This is a genomic window from Actinophytocola sediminis, assembly GCF_054779715.1.
Window position 1 is genome coordinate 26,934 of record NZ_BAAGXS010000003.1, and the last position, 14,897, is coordinate 41,830.

The following is a 14,897-nucleotide window of genomic DNA, read 5'->3' on the forward strand; positions in this document are numbered from 1 at the left end:
GTACCCAGACCAGAACGCCGCCGCCATAGGGCCTGCCAGGCGCCGACCACCAACAGCGGCGGCAGCACACCCCGGGCAAGGCTCGACAGCCAGTTGCCCCCGCGCCGGCGGCCGGCTCTCCGGCGTCGCGACGTCATCTCGGTGCGGCATGCCTGATCAGCTCCCGGAGCCTGCTGGTCGTCTCCGCCACGATGTCCTCGGCACTCGGCTGACCCTGCAGTGTGCTCGTTTCAAACCCGTCCATTGTGCCTTCGAACGCACCAGGGACACGAACGCACACCGCTGCGGCCTCGCGCCGAACAACACCTGCTCGTGTCGCCGTGCTGTCGCGATCCGGACCACGTAGCCGCGTAGCCGCTCCTGGGAGCGGTTGGGAGCGGGCTGTGGGAGCAAACTGGGAACCGAATAGGCCATCGAACGACAGCGAACCGCACTCAACCGCTTTGAACCGACGTTGGCGACCTGCAGGAGTCATGTTTCTGCAGGTCAGAGCACTTGTTGATCTACGTTGACACGGTAGGGGTCACTGGTTCAATCCCAGTATCGCCCACCAGCATGTTTTCGCTGGTCAGAAGCCTCATTCCTCCTCGTGAGGAGTGGGGCTTCAGTCTTGTGTCGGGGCCAGATGGGGCATGGCGGCTTTCTTACCGTCCTGGCTCTCGATCATGAGTCTCGTGATGACCGGTCCTAGATGCGGGAACCAGCCGGTCAAGCGAGCACGTTCGGTAGCCGTGAGCGCGAGCAGGCTGGCTTCCCATCGCGTCTCCAAGGCGTCCAGGATCTGCTTGCGCATGACGTCGGTCACATGGTCGTAGACCCGGGCGATGCCCTTCATCTTCTGTCCCAGCCGTGCCCGACGGGCCACCTCGGGCACGCCGTCCTCGGTGAGCCAGGTGGCGTGGGTGTGGCGACCTTCGTTGAAGGTGAACCAGGGCAGGATCGCTGACATGTGATCAGCAGCACAGGGATCGTCGACGTGGACGCCGTCCCAGGCCGTCCGCCAGAACCGCTGCCGGAAGTTCGACCGTCGCCACGGATGGCCCTCTGGAGTGGCGAACGTGGCAGTCGAGCAGCAGTTCGTAGAACACCGCGAGGCTCGGCGGCAACTCCACCCATCGGGTGCCCGCCGGGCCGCACAGGCAGTTCAGCCACATCACGCCTCTGACCCTGCTACGAGAAAGCCCGACCTCCCAACTGAAGGATTCATGCCTTTGAGCCAAGCCATCGCGCAGCTGCCATGTGGACCCACAAGGCATGGCTGGGCGGTTCCTGCCGCAGTCACTGCCGGCCAAGCAGCGCCTTGGCGCCTACGCCGGCTGGTGCAACACGGTCGAGGGCAACACCACCTTCCCGCCCGGGACACCGTCGCCACCTGGGCACAGCAGACCGACCCCGGCTTCCGGTTCGCGGTCAAGCTGCCCAAGGTCGTCACGCACGAGCGCCGGCTGGCCGGTGTCGAGACCGAGATGCGGACATTCCTGGACGCGATCGAACCGCTCGGCGAACGGGCGATCCTGTGGACCAAGTTGCCCGGCTCGTTCGGCCCAGCGGAGGTCGACGCCCTCGGCCGCTTCCTGCGCCGGCACCGGTCCAACCCGCGGGCCTGTTCTGAACTGACCGAGAGGCCATGGCGGTCTTCAGGCAGTTCGGACGGTGAGCACCGCGGAGAGCAGCTTTCGGGTGTAGTCGTGCGCGGGATCCGTGCGCACGACGCGCCATTCGCCCGTCTCCACGGCGACGCCCTTGTGCAGCACGACGACGTGTTCGGCAAGTGCGGACACGGTCGCCATGTCGTGGGTGATCAGCAGGTATGACAGCGCCAGTCGCGCCTGCAGCTCCCGCAGCGTGTCCAGGATGCGGCCACGCACGGACAGATCCAGGGACGCGGTCGGTTCGTCGAGCACCACGAACTCGGGTTCGGTGACCACCGCGCGTGCGACGCCGGCTCGTTGTTGCTGGCCGCCGGACAGTTCTCGCGGATAACGCTCCCACAGCCCGGGGTCGAGGTGAGCCAGTTCGAGGGCGTGCTCGGCTCGTGCCCGCCGCTCGGTGTCTGGCAGGTGCGGGAAGTGGATGTCCAGGGGCTCGGTGACCGACTCGCCAAGCGTGCGCCTCGGGTTCAGCGCCAGCTCCGGTTCCTGCAGGACGATCGATGACTTCCGGCGGAACTCGGCGATCCGCTCGCGGGAGAAGCCGGCGAAGTCCGCGCCGTCGACCAGCAGCCGTCCGCTGTCGAAGTTCTCCGCGCCGAGGCAGATCCGCCCCAGGGTGGACTTGCCGGAGCCGCTCTCGCCGATGAGACCGAGTGTCGTGCCGGGCGACACGGTCAGCGACACACCTTTCACCGCTTCGACGGTGTTGCGGCCTCGGCCGTAAGTCTTGTGCACGTCCGCCAGCACCAGCTCGGTCACCGGGCCTCCTCCTCGCCGGCCGCGGCGGCCACCAGCAACCGGGTGTAGTCGTTGGCGGGCGCGGCGAACACCGCGCGCACGGGTCCGTCCTCCAGAACGCGACCAGAGCGCATCACCGACACCCGGTCGCAGTAGTTCGACACGACGCCGAGGTCGTGGGTGACGATCAGCACGCTCTTGCCGTCCTCATGGCAGATGCGGCTCAGCAGGTCCAGGATCTCCCGCTGCACGGTCACGTCAAGCGCGGTGGTCGGCTCGTCGGCGACGACCAGTTCCGGCGCCAGCATCAGCGACATCGCGATCACGACCCGCTGTGCCATCCCACCCGACAACTCCCCCGCGTAGCCCGACAGCACCCGTCGCGGCCGCCGGATCTCCACGCGCTCCAGCATTTCCCTCGCCGCGTGGTCGGCCCACTTCCCTGACTTGCCGTGTGCCCTACCGACCTGGCGGAACTGCCGGTCCAGGCGTTGGACCGGATTCAGGGCGCTCCACGGTTGTTGTGGGACGAAGCCGATCCGCGCACCCCGCAGGCGCCGCAGTTCCCGCCCCGACAGCGACTGGAGATCGATACCGCCGAACTCGGCGGCGCCGGCCACCAGTCGTCCGTTGCGTGGCAGCATCCGCAGCGCCGCCCGCAGTGACACCGACTTGCCGGAGCCGGTCTCACCGATGATGCCGACGAACTCACCGGCGTCGATGCGGAAGGACACGTCGTCGACGACCCTGGTCGTCCGGCCGTGTCGGGTGAACTCGACGGCCAGGCCGTGCGCGGCGAGCAACGGCATGCCAGCTCGATTGTCCACTGTGGATGCCAGTACTTCGGAACTCGTCACTGGATCTCCCTGGCGAAGTGCGTGTCGAGGCTGTCGGCGATGAGGTTGAACGCGACGATGGCCCACACCAGCGCGAGGCTGGGGAACAGGACCGGCCACCACTGTCCGTTGGTGATCCCGGTGACGCCGGACTGCACCATCGCACCCCAACTCGGTGTGGGTGGCGCGATGCCGAGGCCGAGGAACGACATCGCGCCGATCGCGCCGAGTGCGAGTGCGCCCCCGACACTCGCCTGGCTGAACACCGCGCCGCTCACGTTGGGCAGAATGTGCCGGCGCAGCACGTGGATCTTGCTCGCGCCGATGACGTCGGCGAAGAACACGTACTTGGACTCACGAATATGTAGGGCTTCTGACCGGGTGAGCCGGATGAACCGAGGCATGTTGAGGACCGCGATGGTGACGATCAGCACGATCGTGCCGCCGCCGCTGACCTGCACGATCGCCAGGATCAGGATCAGCAGCGGAAATGCCTGGAACCCGTCGACCAGGCGCATGATCGGTTCGGCGAACCGGCTGCGGGTACCCGCGAGCAGTCCGAGGAAGGTGCCCGCGACGAGTGCGATCACCGTGCCGCCGAGCGCGATCGGCAGATCGGCCGCGCCCGAGGCGAGTGTGCGCACGAGCACGTCTCGACCAGCCGAGTCGGTGCCGAACCAGTGTTGCGCGGACGGTGCCCGCAGCACCTCGTCGACATCGATCGCGTCCGTGTCGCCCGCCAGTTTCGCGACAACCGCGCCACCGATGAGCACCACGAGCATCCCGAGACCGATCCACGCCCCGCGCGGTCCGCGTCGACGCGCACCGCGCCGTGCGGAACTCGCCACGGCGGGCACCCCGGTGGGGTCCGTCAAGGTCATCGTGGACTCGCCTCCTACGCCTTTGCCCGGACCCGGGGGTCCAGCAGCAGGATCAGGATGTCGATAAGCAGGAACAGCACCACCGTGATGCCGCCGAAGACGAGCACGATGCCCTGTACGACCGGCAGGTCGAGTTTGAGGATCGCGTCGACGCCGAACGCCGCGGCGCCATCGAGACTGAAGATCTTCTGCATGATCGCGTTGCCACCGATCAGCGCACCGGAGACGATCGCGACCGTGGTCAGGATCGAGGTCCTGGACACGATCAGCGCGGACACGAAGACCCGCCACGGGGACAGCCCGAGCGCACGGGCGTACTCGGTCTGCGGTGCGGCCAGGGTCGACACCAGACTCGACCGGGTCACCTTGGCGAACACCGCGGACAGCGCCAGGCCGAAGCTCAGCACCGGCAACACCAGTTGCGCGGCCGCCGCGCCGAACGCGTCCCAGTCGCCGGCCACTACCGCGTCCACGACCACGACGCCGGTAACGTGCGGCGGCACGGTCTGACTCAGTGCCAACTGGCCGACCGGCGCGGGCAGCCAGCCCAGTTCGAAGAAGAACACGAAGATCAACACAAGTGCGAACACGAACTCCGGCACCGACTGCAGGACCGTCACCACCCCCCGGCTGGCCCGGTCCGGCCACGCCGCCCGGAAGTAGGCGCCGACGGCCCCCAGCCCGATACCCGCCACCACCGCGACGACCAGCGCCAGCACGCCGAGCACGGCATCCAGCGGCAGTCGGGTGAACAGTTCGTCGGCGACCGGCTGCCGGGTGAAGTAGGACCGGCCGAGATCGGCCCGGAACAGGCCGCCGAGGAAGCTCGTGTACTGGTCCCACAGGCTCCGGTCGAGACCGAGGCTCCGTTCGGTCTGGGCGATGGCCTCCGCCGAGGCGTACTCACCGGCCACCGACGAGGCCGCGCTCGCCCCGGAGATCCGGACCATCCAGAAGGCCAGCGAGGCGACCGCGAACAAGGACACCGGGATGGCCACCAGCCGCCCGACGATCATCTTGACGGGTATGCGTCGCATTCTGACTCGCTCCCTCGGCGGCGCCGACTACCGGCAGGATGCCTTGGCCATGGTGAAGTCGTTGCCGAAACCGGTGGTCGGCACGTCGGTCACGCAGGTGTTGCGCACGTTGATCGTCGAGCGGTCCACCAGGTACACGGCTGGCTGCTCGGTGGCGATCAGGTCGGCGAGCCGTCCGGTCTTCTCGGCGGTGACCGACTCGTCGTCCTGGCCGGCTCGCAGGTCGGCGGCGAGCTTGTCGATCTCCGGACTGCAGGTACCCGTGTAGTTCTGGATCCCGCCGCAGCCGAGGGACAGCCAGGCCGAGTAGCCGGGGTTGCCGGCGGCCGGCGTCTCGCCCATCAGGAAGGCCTGCATCTTTCCGGCCACACCATCGGCTTTGTACTGCACCGCGGACGGGACGTTCCTGATCCGTACGTCGATCCCGACGGGCTTGAGCTGTTGCTGGATCAACACGGCCAGGTTCTCCGCGTACGCGCCCGGCTGCGCGCTCGACACGCTCAACTCGAAGCTGACGTTCGCCACGTTCGCCTCGGCGAGCAACGCCTTGGCCCGGTCGAGGTCGTGCTGGTAGTTCTCGCCGCCGCCGAACTCGCCGTATGCCTGGGAAAGTCCGTGGGCGGCCGGCTTGGCGAACCCCCGGTAGACGGCGGTCTGGATGGCGTCGCGGTCCAGCGCGAGGGAGATCGCCTGGCGGACCTCGGGTTTGCCGAGCACCGGGTCGTTGACGTTGAAGCCGAGCCAGTCCCGGCCGGGGTTGTCACAGCTGACCAGGTTGACCGAGCCCGCGTCCTGCATGCTCTCCAGTTGGGTGTAGTCCAGTCCCGTGGTCTCGGCGGCCTGGCCGGTCTGCACCAGCTGGATGCGCGAGGACGCCTCGGGGACCGTACGCAGCACGATCTTCTCGAGGTTGCCCCGTTCGCCGGTGTAGTTGGGGTTCTTGCCGAAGGTCAGCTGTTGGGAGGTGAACTCGGTGAGCGTCCACGGACCGAAGTCCGCGGTGTGGTCGGTGAGGTACTTCGTGGCCCAGGGGTCGTCGGGAGTCACGTGCGCCTTGGCTTCCGTGCTGTCCAGGATCAGCGCGGCGTTGCCCGCCAGTGTGTAGGGGGCCAGCACGCTGGCCTGCGTGAGATTGAGCGTGAACTGGCTGGGGCTCGTGATCGTGATCGTGTTGTCCGGGTCGAATCCGCCGACGGTGAACCACAGCGTCTTCGCGGAGGCGTCCACGGCCTTGAGCCGGTCGATCGACCACGCGACGTCCTGCGCGGTGAGCACGTTGCCCGAGGCGGACTTCACATCCTCGCGCAGCGTGATGTCGATGCCCAGGCCGTCCTCGGTGACCGACCAGGACTTCACCAGCGGTGAATCCTTGGTGATCTTGGGCGGCACATCAGGGGTGCAGCTGCCCTCATCGCGGCCAGCGGTCGTGTCCAGTTCGAGCAACCGGCTGTGCATGACGTCGCCGACGGTCTTCGACGCCTCGCTGGAGTACGTTGCCCGGTCGACGCCCTGGAAGTCCTGTGCCAGGACGAAGATGTAGGTGCCGGAGCCCGCCGACGCGTCGGAGCCTCCCGAGCCGCACGCGGCCAGGAGGCCCGCCGTCGCGACGACCGCGGCGGCAGCGGTCAGCCTCCGCCGGAAATGTGTGGTGGACATGATGTGTGCAGCTCCTGTTCGGGATCAGGCGTTGGCACTGCGGCTGCCGGCGCGCAGTGCCTCGAGATAGGCGTACGCCTTGGGCACGTCGGTCACGACCGTGCCGTGGGCGGGGGCGATTGCGGCAGGGCTGGTCAGTTCGACGAGCCGGTGGAACTGCTGGATCGTCTCGTCGATGTCGAGCAGTTCGAGGCCACTCACGATCTCGGTCATCGGGGCGTACACGTCGGCGCCGGGGGTGAAGCCGAGTTCCTCGGTGGTGAAGCCACAGGCATCCTGACTGTGCCAGTGGAAGTAGGCGAACCCGTCGGCGGGGAAGAGCGTGCGCGAGCCATGATCGAAGCCCCACACGGAGTTCGGCAGGTCCTTGAACAGGGCGTGCACGATCTCGAACTCGCGCCCGCCGAGATCGAGCCGTTCACCGGGAGCCATCGGCCGGTAGGCCTGATCGGGCACCTCGGGGTGGTACAGGAAGTAGTCGCGGGTGTCTCCGACGACGGTCAGTCCCGGCCAGCGCCGGTGCAGCAGGGTCAGCGCGCCACCGTGCGGGATCTCCGGATGGGTCGGCAGAACATAGTCCAGTGGCCTGCCCGCCAGCGACTTGTCCAGCGCGGCCTCGAAACCGGGCCACAACGCCGGATGCCCGGTGTCCACCAGCAGGGTCTTTTCCCGGCCCAGCACCAGGTAGGCGTTGAGCGCGGAATGGCTGACGTCCGGTTTGGACCGGTCGAGAAAGATCGCCGAGCAGCCGCCGAGCCAGCACACGCCGTCGGCGATCCGCCGCGGGAAGCGGTCGTGCACGAGATACCTGCCGTACACGTCGAGCAGGTCGTCGAGGTCCGGTTCCATCACGCGGCTCCCAGCGTCCGGCGCGCGTAGGCGAGGTGTCTGCGCACGTTCTCGGCTCCTTCGATCACACAGCCGTGGTACGGGCAGAGCCGCTCGATCTCCCGACCGGCGAAGACGGCGTCCAGGTTGTCGAGCAGTGGTTGCTTCTCGGCGTCACGCATCCAGTAGAAGCGGGTGAAGATGTGGTTCTTGACCTGCTCGAAGTCGACCTGCCCCCGGATCTCCTCGGTCCTCATCGGCACCTCGGCGAAGAAGTCGCTGGAGAACAACGTTCTCGTGGTCCGGTCGTAGAGCCAGGCGAACCCCAGCGTGGTCAGGTTCGTGTGCAGCAGCTCAAGTCTGCCGGCACCGAAGTCCACTTCGGACGGACGGTCGGACTCGAGGTCGATGGCACGGCTGTTGCCAGCTGGCAACAGGAACACCAGTTCGGTGTCCGGCACCTTGCCGTCGAAGCCATCGTGTTCGAACCAGCGCAGCAGATGCCCCGCACCGGCGAAGAAGATCCGGCGGACGCCGAAGGCCGACACGACGGCCGGGAGGTTACCGATCTCGTCCGCCTCGTTGCGATCGGCGTAGATCTCCAGTTCCCGCCCGCCGAGCAGACCGCGGATCTGCTCGAGCACCTGTTCCTGGTGCAGCCGGACACCGGTGCCGATCAGCAGCGCACGGCCGTCGCCGAGCAGCAGGTAGCAGCCGATGGGTTCGAACCCGGTCACGCCGGGCGCACGCCAGCTGAGACGCCCGTCGATCGGCACGATGCCGCCGAGGCGGTACAGCCCGGGGGCCAGCTCGATCGCGGTCATGACAGCGGCTCCAAGGTGCTCGGTCCGGAGATGCTTTCCTGGTTCTCCTCGACGACCTCCAGCGCCCGTTCGGTCACCTCGGTCAGGTGGCGTCCGCTCAGCGGTGCGCCGTGCGCCGAACACACCGTGTCGACCGGCCGGCGGCTGATCAGCGCGCGATAACGCGCGACACCGGCTCCCGTGCGGTGATAGCGCATACCGACGAACGGCAGCGCGAACCTCCGCACACCGGCCGGCGGCGCCGCGTCGGGTACCTCGTCGGGGAACAGACCACACACCTCGGGTGCGTGGTCGTGTACGTAGCCGAGGCCGTCGGCGCTGAACAGGACACGGCCCGCGGTCTCGTAGCCCCAGAGGCTGCCGGACAGGTCGTACCAGATCGGATCGAGGAAGGCGAAAGACGTGTCGCCGAGGTCGAGTTCGTCGCCATGCCGCGTGCGTCGCAACCGGTTGGCGATCTCGGGGAAGTACAGGTGGTATTCGCGGGTGTCGCCGACGGCCACCGCCTCGGGGTAGCGCGTCAGGAGCCTACCGAGATTGCCCGCGTGCGGGATCTCCTGGTGGGTCGGGAAAACGTAGTCCACCGTGCGACCGGCCAGGCACTCGTCGAGCTGACGCTGGATGCCGTCCCACTGTGCGTAGTGCCCGGTGTCCACCAGCAGCGTCTTCTCGCTGCCGACAACAAGGTAGGCGGACAGGTGTTCGTGCGTCGTGGCACCCTTGCGGGTCGGCCAGGCACCGGAGTCCGAGCAACCGCCCAGCCAGTACCGGCCGGGGGCGAACTGCCGGGGAAGCCGGTCGGTGACCGGGTACGCCGTCGTGGTCATGCGTGCCTCATTTCGGTGAGGTCGGCCAGGGCGGAACGGGTGTCGGCGAAGGCACGCGCCACCGTGGCCGCGCCGCTCAGCACCCGACCGTGCACCGGAGCGATCCGCTCGACCTCGTACGCGTCGGCGACCCGGTCGTACGCCTCGATCACCTCGGGGGCGCTCGCGCCGGGTAGCCAGTTCACGCGTCGCGGCAGTTCGTCGAGCACCGCCGTCCGGCCGGGAAGGTCCTCGGGATCTTTCGCGACGACCGGGGCGTGCGCACTGTCCAGATGGGACCATCCGAAGAAGTCGCTGCTGAACAGCGTACGGGTGGATTCCTCGTACACCCACTGGGTCAGGAACATCTCCTTGACCGGCGCGTCGAGCCAGTGGAACCGGACGCCGTCGTCGAACTCGGTGGTCGTGCCGTTGCGTGCGAGCACGATCTCCCGGCGACCGAGGAAGGTTCTCGACTCCGCTTCGTCGGCGGCCGGGTCGTTGACCCACTCGAGGATTCCGCCGCCGCCACCGAACAACAGTCGGGCGTCGTCACGCAGTCCGAGCAGGTAGCCGAGGTTGCCGATGCAGTCGAACTCGTTGCGGGTGGGAAAGATCCACACCGCGCGGTCCCCAACCAGCTCCGCGACCGCCTTCTCCAGTTCCTGGCGCATGATCGCGGGCCCGGCGTCGAGGAAGATCGCGGCCGTCGGCGTCCTCAGCAGGTAGCAGTTGAGGGGTTCCCACCGTCCCGGCAGGTCAGGTGCCCAGGTCAGATCCTGGACGGGCACCGTCGTGCCGATACGGAAGAGCCTGTCCGGCACGAGTTCGGTGACCGCGCTCATCGGCCCACCGCCGCCGGCGCGAGCATCGAGGCTTTGAGCAGGTGCTCGCGCGCCCTGGCCGGATCAGCCGCCACATCGCGCAGGTGGGCTTGCTGACGGGTGCGTTCCCGCTCGTCCTGTTGTTGCAACGTTTCGTAGTTGCGGTGGGTGACGACGCGGACGTAGTCGCGGGCCACGGCCCGGCGGGTGAGCTCGTAGCTCTCCAGCGGCTCGTGATCACCCTTCGTCGCGGCCACGATGGCCGACGCGGCGGCCGCCGCGTCGGCGATGCCACTGTTCATGCCCATACCGCCGAGTGGGTTGTTGATGTGCGCGGCGTCCCCGGCCAGCAGCACGGACTTGTGCCGGAAGCTGTCCGCGACACGCTGGTGTACGTGGTAGATCCGGGCGTGGGCGACCTCGTAGCCGCGATGTAGCGGCGCGATGGCCTGCAGGCGTCGCTGTATCTCGGCGGGTTCGAGTGCTTTCTTCCCGGCCTGTTCGCCGGCCGGGATCGGGAACAGCACCCGCCAGTGCACCGGGGTTCGCAACAGGACGAGCCATTCGACCGGATCGGAGATGTAGTTGACCGTCGCGATGTCCGGCATCAGTTCGGCGAAGTCCTCCGGGGTGGAGACCACCAGGAACTGCTCCGGATAGGTCATACCGACGAACTCGATACCGAGGCCGCGCCGGATCGCGCTACGCGAACCGTCCGCCGCGATCACCCAGCGTGCGCGGATCCGCGCACCGTCCTCGACGGTCAGTTCCGCACCGGTGTCGCCGGCGCGGACGTCGGTGACCTTCGCGCCCATCGTGATCGTGACGTTGGGCATGGTCGCCAGGTCGTCCGCGATGATCCGCACCAGGTTGCGTTGTTCGCTCTGGAGCCGGTACGGGAATCGGGTGTCCCCGACCAGCGCCGCGAGATCGAAGTGGGCGACGATCCCGTTGACGCGATCCCGGTACTGGTAGGTGTCGGAGACCAGCCCCACCTCGTGCAACGCGTCCGCGACCCCGAGGTCGTCGAGGATCTCGAGCGTGGGCGGGTGGAAGGTGGACGCTCGCGACTCGGTCGGGTCGTCGGAGAGTTCGTTCGCCATCTCGAGAACGGTGACCCGCAGGCCGGTGCGTGCCAGCATGAGCGCCGCCGTCGCACCGACCGGTCCGAGGCCCACGACGGCGACGTCGCACACGTCTGTCCCATCGTCACTTCGGGAACCGCTTGGGCCGAGGTTCACGGATCCTCCTGAAACTCACAGCTCTCACACTGCGGGAACCGCTAGCTCGGTATGTGGAAGCGGACACTAAGCGCGGGATCGCCTCGGGTCAAGAGGAGTTGCGGAAAAACCTGTGGTCAGGGGTCTACCCGAGGGCGTCGCCGATCTCCTTCGCGCCGGTGACGACCAGATCGATGATCTTCGCGCGGTCGGCCTGCTGCAGGCGATAGAGCGGGCCGGCGACCCCGATCGCCGCGAGCGGCTCACCCTGCCTGCGGATCAACGCGGCGGCGCCCCATATCCCCTCGTCGACCTCACCGAAGCTCTCCACCCAGCCGGTTCGTCGCACGATCTCCACATCGGACTCGATCTGGTCGCGTTCGGACGAGCCGAGGTCGCCGACCGTCTCGAGGTAGCGATGTCGATCCTCCGACGGCATCGAGGCCAGGAGCACCCGCGCCGCCGAACCACGGTGCAGCGACATCGGCTGCCCAGGGTCGAACTGCAGTCGCACGGGATGGCTGGACTCGACGCGATCGATGCACATCGCGCTCCACCCGACCCGCTTGATGAGCAGGGTCGTCTCCCGCCCCGAGCCCGCCACCGAACGCAGCACCGGCCGGGCGACGCTCTCCAGGGTGTCCCCCGCCGCCCGCGCGGCTCTGGCCAGACCGACGAACAACCAGCTCAACCGGTACACGCCGGCACCGACGTCCTCGACGAGGCCGGTCTCCCGCAGGACCGACAGGTACCGGTAGACCGAGCTGATCGGCATCCCCAACGCCGAGGCGAGGTCGGTGGCCGAGCGGGTGTGGTCACGTTCGTTGAACACCAACAACAGGTGGAGCATCTTGCGGGAGCTCTCCGCGCCGCTGCGCCTCGTCTTGTCCGAAGCGGGCTCCGTATCGGGCACCGCACCTCCTCCGAAGGTAGGAAAGTCTTGACCAGAAGCGAGCAGGACCTTAGCGTGTCTCGCATAGCGCAAATCAAGCTCTCACACTGCGGGAACGCAAGCAAGACTCCCCATTTCGAAGGATGATCCCGCACATGCTTCGCCACATTGTCGTCCTCCGGTGGATCCCAGCGGCCACGGAGGAGCAGAAATCCACGGCAGCACGTGGTTTCCACACTCTGCCCGGCGCGATCCCCCAGATCCGCGCACTGCGGTGCGGCGCCGATCTGGGGCTCGCCGCGGGCAACCACGACTTCGCCGCCGTCCTCGACTTCGACACCGTCGAGGACTGGCGTGCTTACCAGGACAGCCCGGCACACCGCGAGTTCATCGCCAGGGACATCAAACCCATCCTCGCGGATCGCACCGCGATCCAGTTCCATGTGGACTGATCTCGAGACCGACTACCGGGACGCCGGGTTCGGCGCCGCGCTGAGTCCCGGGACCAGGCCCGCCCTGCTCGTCGTGGACCTCGTCCGCGCCTATGTCGACCCGGCATGCCCGCTGTACGCCGGTGTGGAATCCGTGGTGGAGTGCGCGGCGCGGCTCGCGGCCGACGCGCGGGAACTGGGCCACCCGGTCATCTTCACCTACGTGTCCTATCGCGACGGTGCGGACGGCGGCCTGTTCTACCAGAAGGTCCCGTCGCTGCGGTTCTTCCTCGAGGGTTCGCCGTTCGCCGCTCCCCCACCGCAACTGACGCCAGAGCCGGACGACCTGGTCGTCACCAAGCAGTACCCCAGCGCGTTCTTCGGCACCTCCCTCGCCTCCACGCTCACCGCCATCGGCGTCGACACCGTGGTCGTGACCGGGGTGAGCACGAGCGGCTGTGTGCGCGCGACCGCCCTCGACGCGCTGTGCCACGGATTCCGGCCGGTGGTCGTGACCGACGGGGTCGGTGACCGCGACGCGCGTCCACATGAGGCCGCGTTGTTCGATCTGGCGGCGAAGTACGCGGATCTGCTCGACAGCGACGGCGTCCGGGCGATGTGGCGGGCCGCGGCATGAGCGTGCACAGCTTCGCCGCGGACCGGCTGCGAGCACGGATGTCGACCGGACCACCCCTGCTCGCCGCCGGATGTCACGACGCGCTGACCGCACGGCTGGCGACCGAGGCGGGTTTCGAGGCGGTGCACCTGTCCGGCGCGGTGGTGAGCGCCACCAGCCTCGGCCTCCCCGATCTGGGTTTCGCCGGGGCGACCGATCTCATCGACGCGCTGCGCCGGGTGACCACCGGTACCGACCTGCCGGTGGTGGCCGACGCCGACAACGGTTACGGCGACGCGATCCAGGCCCAGGAGACGACCCGCCGCTACGAGGCAGCGGGCGCCGCCGCGTTGCACCTCGAAGACCAGGTCATGCCCAAGCGGTGCGGACACCTCGGTGGCAAACGCCTCCTGCCGATCAGGGAAGCCGCCGCCAGGATCACCGCGGCCGCACACGCCCGCCGGCGTCTGCTGGTGATAGCCCGCACCGACGCGCTCACGGTGACCGGCATGCCCGACGTCCTGGCCAGGGTCGCCGCGTACACCGATGCCGGAGCCGATGCCATCTTCGTCGAGGGCGCCGGAAACGCGGCCGACCTCGAGGAGATCCGGGACGCCGCGCGGGGACTTCCCCTGGTCGTCAGCTATTCCGAGGCAGGTCGCGTGCCGGACCGTCTGTCCACGCTGGCCGGTGCCGGTGTGCGGCTGGCGCTGTTCCCGGTCGCCCCGGTCCTCGCCGGTGCCCTGGCGACCCGCGCGGCCTACCGCAGCATCCTCGCCGACGGCGCTCCACCCGGAGACACCCTGTCCTGGCAGGACTTCACCACTCTGCTCAGGCAGGACTCGTTCGCCGAGGCCGAACGTCGTTACCAGCCCATCGCCGACACCGAGGAGCCAGCATGCCAACCGTCCTCGCCAAGCGCGCCGCGTTCGGCGTGATCGTCCCGTCCACCAACACGGTGGTCGAGGACGAGTACTACCGATTCCGCGTCCCCGGCGTCTCGTTCCACGCCGGGCGGATTCTCATCCGCGACGGACGGCTCGACTCCGACGACACGTTCACGGCGTTCCTGGCCGATCTCCGGGAGCAGATCGCCGTCGCCGTCGAGTCCGTGCTCACCTGCGAGCCGGACTATCTGGTCATGGGCATGAGCGCGGAGACGTTCTGGGGTGGCGTCGAAGGCAACACCGAGTTCGAACGGTGGATCCGGGAGCTGTCCGGACTTGAGGTGTCCACCGGCGCGTCGGCCTGCCACGCCGCGCTGACGAGACTCGGGGTACGGCGCATCGGCGTGATCACGCCGTACCAGCCGGTCGCCGACGAGCAGGTCCGCGCCTTCTTCACCGAGCTCGGCTACGACGTGGCGGCGGTACACGGTCTCAAGTGCGACTCGGCGACCTCGATCGCGGCCGTCCCGCCCGCGCGGATCCGAGCCGCGTTCGCCGAGGTGGACGGCCCCGACGTGGACGCGCTCGTGCAGGCCGGGACCAACCTGCCGGTCATCGGCGTTGCCGACGAGCTCGAACGCGAGCTGGGTAAGCCGGTGATCCCGATCAACGCCGCGACCCTGTGGCACGCCTACCGGACCAACGGCATCACCGATCCGGTAGAGGGTGCCGGCCGCCTGCTCGCGACCCTGTGACCGAACCAGGAAGG

Annotated in this window: 16 protein-coding genes and 1 pseudogene; 5 read left to right on the forward strand and 12 right to left on the reverse strand. The window is 68.2% G+C overall.

Annotation, left to right across the window (positions count from 1 at the left end; all coding sequences use genetic code 11):
- Positions 1-604: 604 nt before the first annotated feature.
- Positions 605-949: a hypothetical protein gene (locus tag ACYVIP_RS01540; protein WP_460391130.1), complete on the reverse strand. Its 345-nt coding sequence runs from the start codon at positions 947-949 to the stop codon at positions 605-607.
- A 288-nt stretch (positions 950-1,237) separates the two neighbouring features.
- Between ACYVIP_RS01540 and ACYVIP_RS01545 the strand changes: the two are divergent.
- Positions 1,238-1,676: pseudogene (locus ACYVIP_RS01545) on the forward strand (DUF72 domain-containing protein); the annotation flags it as partial.
- On the opposite strand, the gene ACYVIP_RS01550 reads toward ACYVIP_RS01545, so the two are convergent.
- The 11 genes from ACYVIP_RS01550 to ACYVIP_RS01600 all read right to left on the reverse strand — a co-directional run bounded on the left by ACYVIP_RS01550 (position 1,638) and on the right by ACYVIP_RS01600 (position 12,215).
- The gene (locus ACYVIP_RS01550) at positions 1,638-2,411 is read right to left on the reverse strand and encodes an ABC transporter ATP-binding protein (protein WP_460391132.1); all 774 of its coding nucleotides are present in this window, start codon (positions 2,409-2,411) and stop codon (positions 1,638-1,640) included. The pseudogene ACYVIP_RS01545 and the gene ACYVIP_RS01550 overlap by 39 nt on opposite strands.
- Entirely contained in the window at positions 2,408-3,247 is an 840-nt protein-coding gene (locus tag ACYVIP_RS01555) for an ABC transporter ATP-binding protein (RefSeq protein ID WP_460391134.1), read from the reverse strand. The genes ACYVIP_RS01550 and ACYVIP_RS01555 overlap by 4 nt, the downstream gene beginning before the upstream one ends.
- On the reverse strand, positions 3,244-4,107 hold the full coding sequence (locus tag ACYVIP_RS01560) for an ABC transporter permease (protein ID WP_460391136.1): 864 nt from the start codon (positions 4,105-4,107) through the stop codon (positions 3,244-3,246). Before ACYVIP_RS01560 ends, ACYVIP_RS01555 begins: the two co-directional genes overlap by 4 nt.
- A gap of 14 nt (positions 4,108-4,121) precedes the next feature.
- The gene (locus tag ACYVIP_RS01565; protein WP_460391138.1) at positions 4,122-5,144 is read right to left on the reverse strand and encodes an ABC transporter permease; all 1,023 of its coding nucleotides are present in this window, start codon (positions 5,142-5,144) and stop codon (positions 4,122-4,124) included.
- A gap of 27 nt (positions 5,145-5,171) precedes the next feature.
- Positions 5,172-6,800, reverse strand: coding sequence for an ABC transporter substrate-binding protein (locus ACYVIP_RS01570; protein ID WP_460391140.1), 1,629 nt, complete (start codon positions 6,798-6,800; stop codon positions 5,172-5,174).
- Between the two features lie 24 nt (positions 6,801-6,824).
- Positions 6,825-7,649: an MBL fold metallo-hydrolase gene (locus tag ACYVIP_RS01575; RefSeq protein ID WP_460391142.1), complete on the reverse strand. Its 825-nt coding sequence runs from the start codon at positions 7,647-7,649 to the stop codon at positions 6,825-6,827.
- Positions 7,649-8,452 carry an oxygen-binding di-iron domain-containing protein gene (locus ACYVIP_RS01580; RefSeq protein WP_460391144.1) on the reverse strand — a complete coding sequence of 268 codons (804 nt, stop codon included), beginning with the start codon at positions 8,450-8,452 and terminating at the stop codon, positions 7,649-7,651. Before ACYVIP_RS01580 ends, ACYVIP_RS01575 begins: the two co-directional genes overlap by 1 nt.
- A complete protein-coding gene (locus tag ACYVIP_RS01585) occupies positions 8,449-9,279 on the reverse strand; it encodes an MBL fold metallo-hydrolase (protein WP_460391146.1) in 831 nt (276 codons plus the stop codon). Before ACYVIP_RS01585 ends, ACYVIP_RS01580 begins: the two co-directional genes overlap by 4 nt.
- Positions 9,276-10,103 (reverse strand): MBL fold metallo-hydrolase, encoded by an 828-nt coding sequence (locus ACYVIP_RS01590; RefSeq protein WP_460391148.1) that lies wholly within the window; start codon positions 10,101-10,103, stop codon positions 9,276-9,278. The genes ACYVIP_RS01585 and ACYVIP_RS01590 overlap by 4 nt, the downstream gene beginning before the upstream one ends.
- Complete coding sequence (locus ACYVIP_RS01595; RefSeq protein WP_460391150.1) at positions 10,100-11,323, reverse strand: FAD-dependent oxidoreductase; 1,224 nt, start codon at positions 11,321-11,323, stop codon at positions 10,100-10,102. Before ACYVIP_RS01595 ends, ACYVIP_RS01590 begins: the two co-directional genes overlap by 4 nt.
- Positions 11,324-11,447: 124 nt before the next feature.
- Entirely contained in the window at positions 11,448-12,215 is a 768-nt protein-coding gene (locus tag ACYVIP_RS01600) for an IclR family transcriptional regulator (protein ID WP_460391152.1), read from the reverse strand.
- A gap of 134 nt (positions 12,216-12,349) precedes the next feature.
- On the opposite strand from ACYVIP_RS01600, the gene ACYVIP_RS01605 reads away from it, so the two are divergent.
- From ACYVIP_RS01605 to ACYVIP_RS01620, 4 genes are read left to right on the forward strand one after another with little or no spacing between them, the layout of a single operon-like run.
- Positions 12,350-12,646, forward strand: a complete 297-nt coding sequence (locus ACYVIP_RS01605; RefSeq protein WP_460391154.1) for a Dabb family protein — start codon at positions 12,350-12,352, stop codon at positions 12,644-12,646.
- Positions 12,636-13,262: an isochorismatase family protein gene (locus ACYVIP_RS01610; RefSeq protein WP_460391156.1), complete on the forward strand. Its 627-nt coding sequence runs from the start codon at positions 12,636-12,638 to the stop codon at positions 13,260-13,262. The genes ACYVIP_RS01605 and ACYVIP_RS01610 overlap by 11 nt, the downstream gene beginning before the upstream one ends.
- Positions 13,259-14,179, forward strand: a complete 921-nt coding sequence (locus ACYVIP_RS01615; RefSeq protein WP_460391158.1) for an isocitrate lyase/PEP mutase family protein — start codon at positions 13,259-13,261, stop codon at positions 14,177-14,179. The genes ACYVIP_RS01610 and ACYVIP_RS01615 overlap by 4 nt, the downstream gene beginning before the upstream one ends.
- Positions 14,140-14,883: a maleate cis-trans isomerase family protein gene (locus ACYVIP_RS01620; protein WP_460391160.1), complete on the forward strand. Its 744-nt coding sequence runs from the start codon at positions 14,140-14,142 to the stop codon at positions 14,881-14,883. Before ACYVIP_RS01615 ends, ACYVIP_RS01620 begins: the two co-directional genes overlap by 40 nt.
- Positions 14,884-14,897: the final 14 nt, after the last annotated feature.

Excerpts from the sequence above, each read along its gene's own strand:
- ACYVIP_RS01590 (WP_460391148.1), bottom strand. The coding sequence starts at position 10,103 with ATGAGCGCGGTCACCGAACTCGTGCCGGACAGGCTCTTCCGTATCGGC.
- ACYVIP_RS01615 (WP_460391158.1), top strand. The coding sequence starts at position 13,259 with ATGAGCGTGCACAGCTTCGCCGCGGACCGGCTGCGAGCACGGATGTCG.
- ACYVIP_RS01565 (WP_460391138.1), bottom strand. The coding sequence starts at position 5,144 with ATGCGACGCATACCCGTCAAGATGATCGTCGGGCGGCTGGTGGCCATC.
- ACYVIP_RS01610 (WP_460391156.1), top strand. The coding sequence starts at position 12,636 with ATGTGGACTGATCTCGAGACCGACTACCGGGACGCCGGGTTCGGCGCC.
- ACYVIP_RS01585 (WP_460391146.1), bottom strand. The coding sequence starts at position 9,279 with ATGACCACGACGGCGTACCCGGTCACCGACCGGCTTCCCCGGCAGTTC.
- ACYVIP_RS01580 (WP_460391144.1), bottom strand. The coding sequence starts at position 8,452 with ATGACCGCGATCGAGCTGGCCCCCGGGCTGTACCGCCTCGGCGGCATC.
- ACYVIP_RS01570 (WP_460391140.1), bottom strand. The coding sequence starts at position 6,800 with ATGTCCACCACACATTTCCGGCGGAGGCTGACCGCTGCCGCCGCGGTC.
- ACYVIP_RS01575 (WP_460391142.1), bottom strand. The coding sequence starts at position 7,649 with ATGGAACCGGACCTCGACGACCTGCTCGACGTGTACGGCAGGTATCTC.
- ACYVIP_RS01605 (WP_460391154.1), top strand. The coding sequence starts at position 12,350 with ATGCTTCGCCACATTGTCGTCCTCCGGTGGATCCCAGCGGCCACGGAG.
- ACYVIP_RS01620 (WP_460391160.1), top strand. The coding sequence starts at position 14,140 with ATGCCAACCGTCCTCGCCAAGCGCGCCGCGTTCGGCGTGATCGTCCCG.
- ACYVIP_RS01540 (WP_460391130.1), bottom strand. The coding sequence starts at position 949 with ATGTCAGCGATCCTGCCCTGGTTCACCTTCAACGAAGGTCGCCACACC.
- ACYVIP_RS01560 (WP_460391136.1), bottom strand. The coding sequence starts at position 4,107 with ATGACCTTGACGGACCCCACCGGGGTGCCCGCCGTGGCGAGTTCCGCA.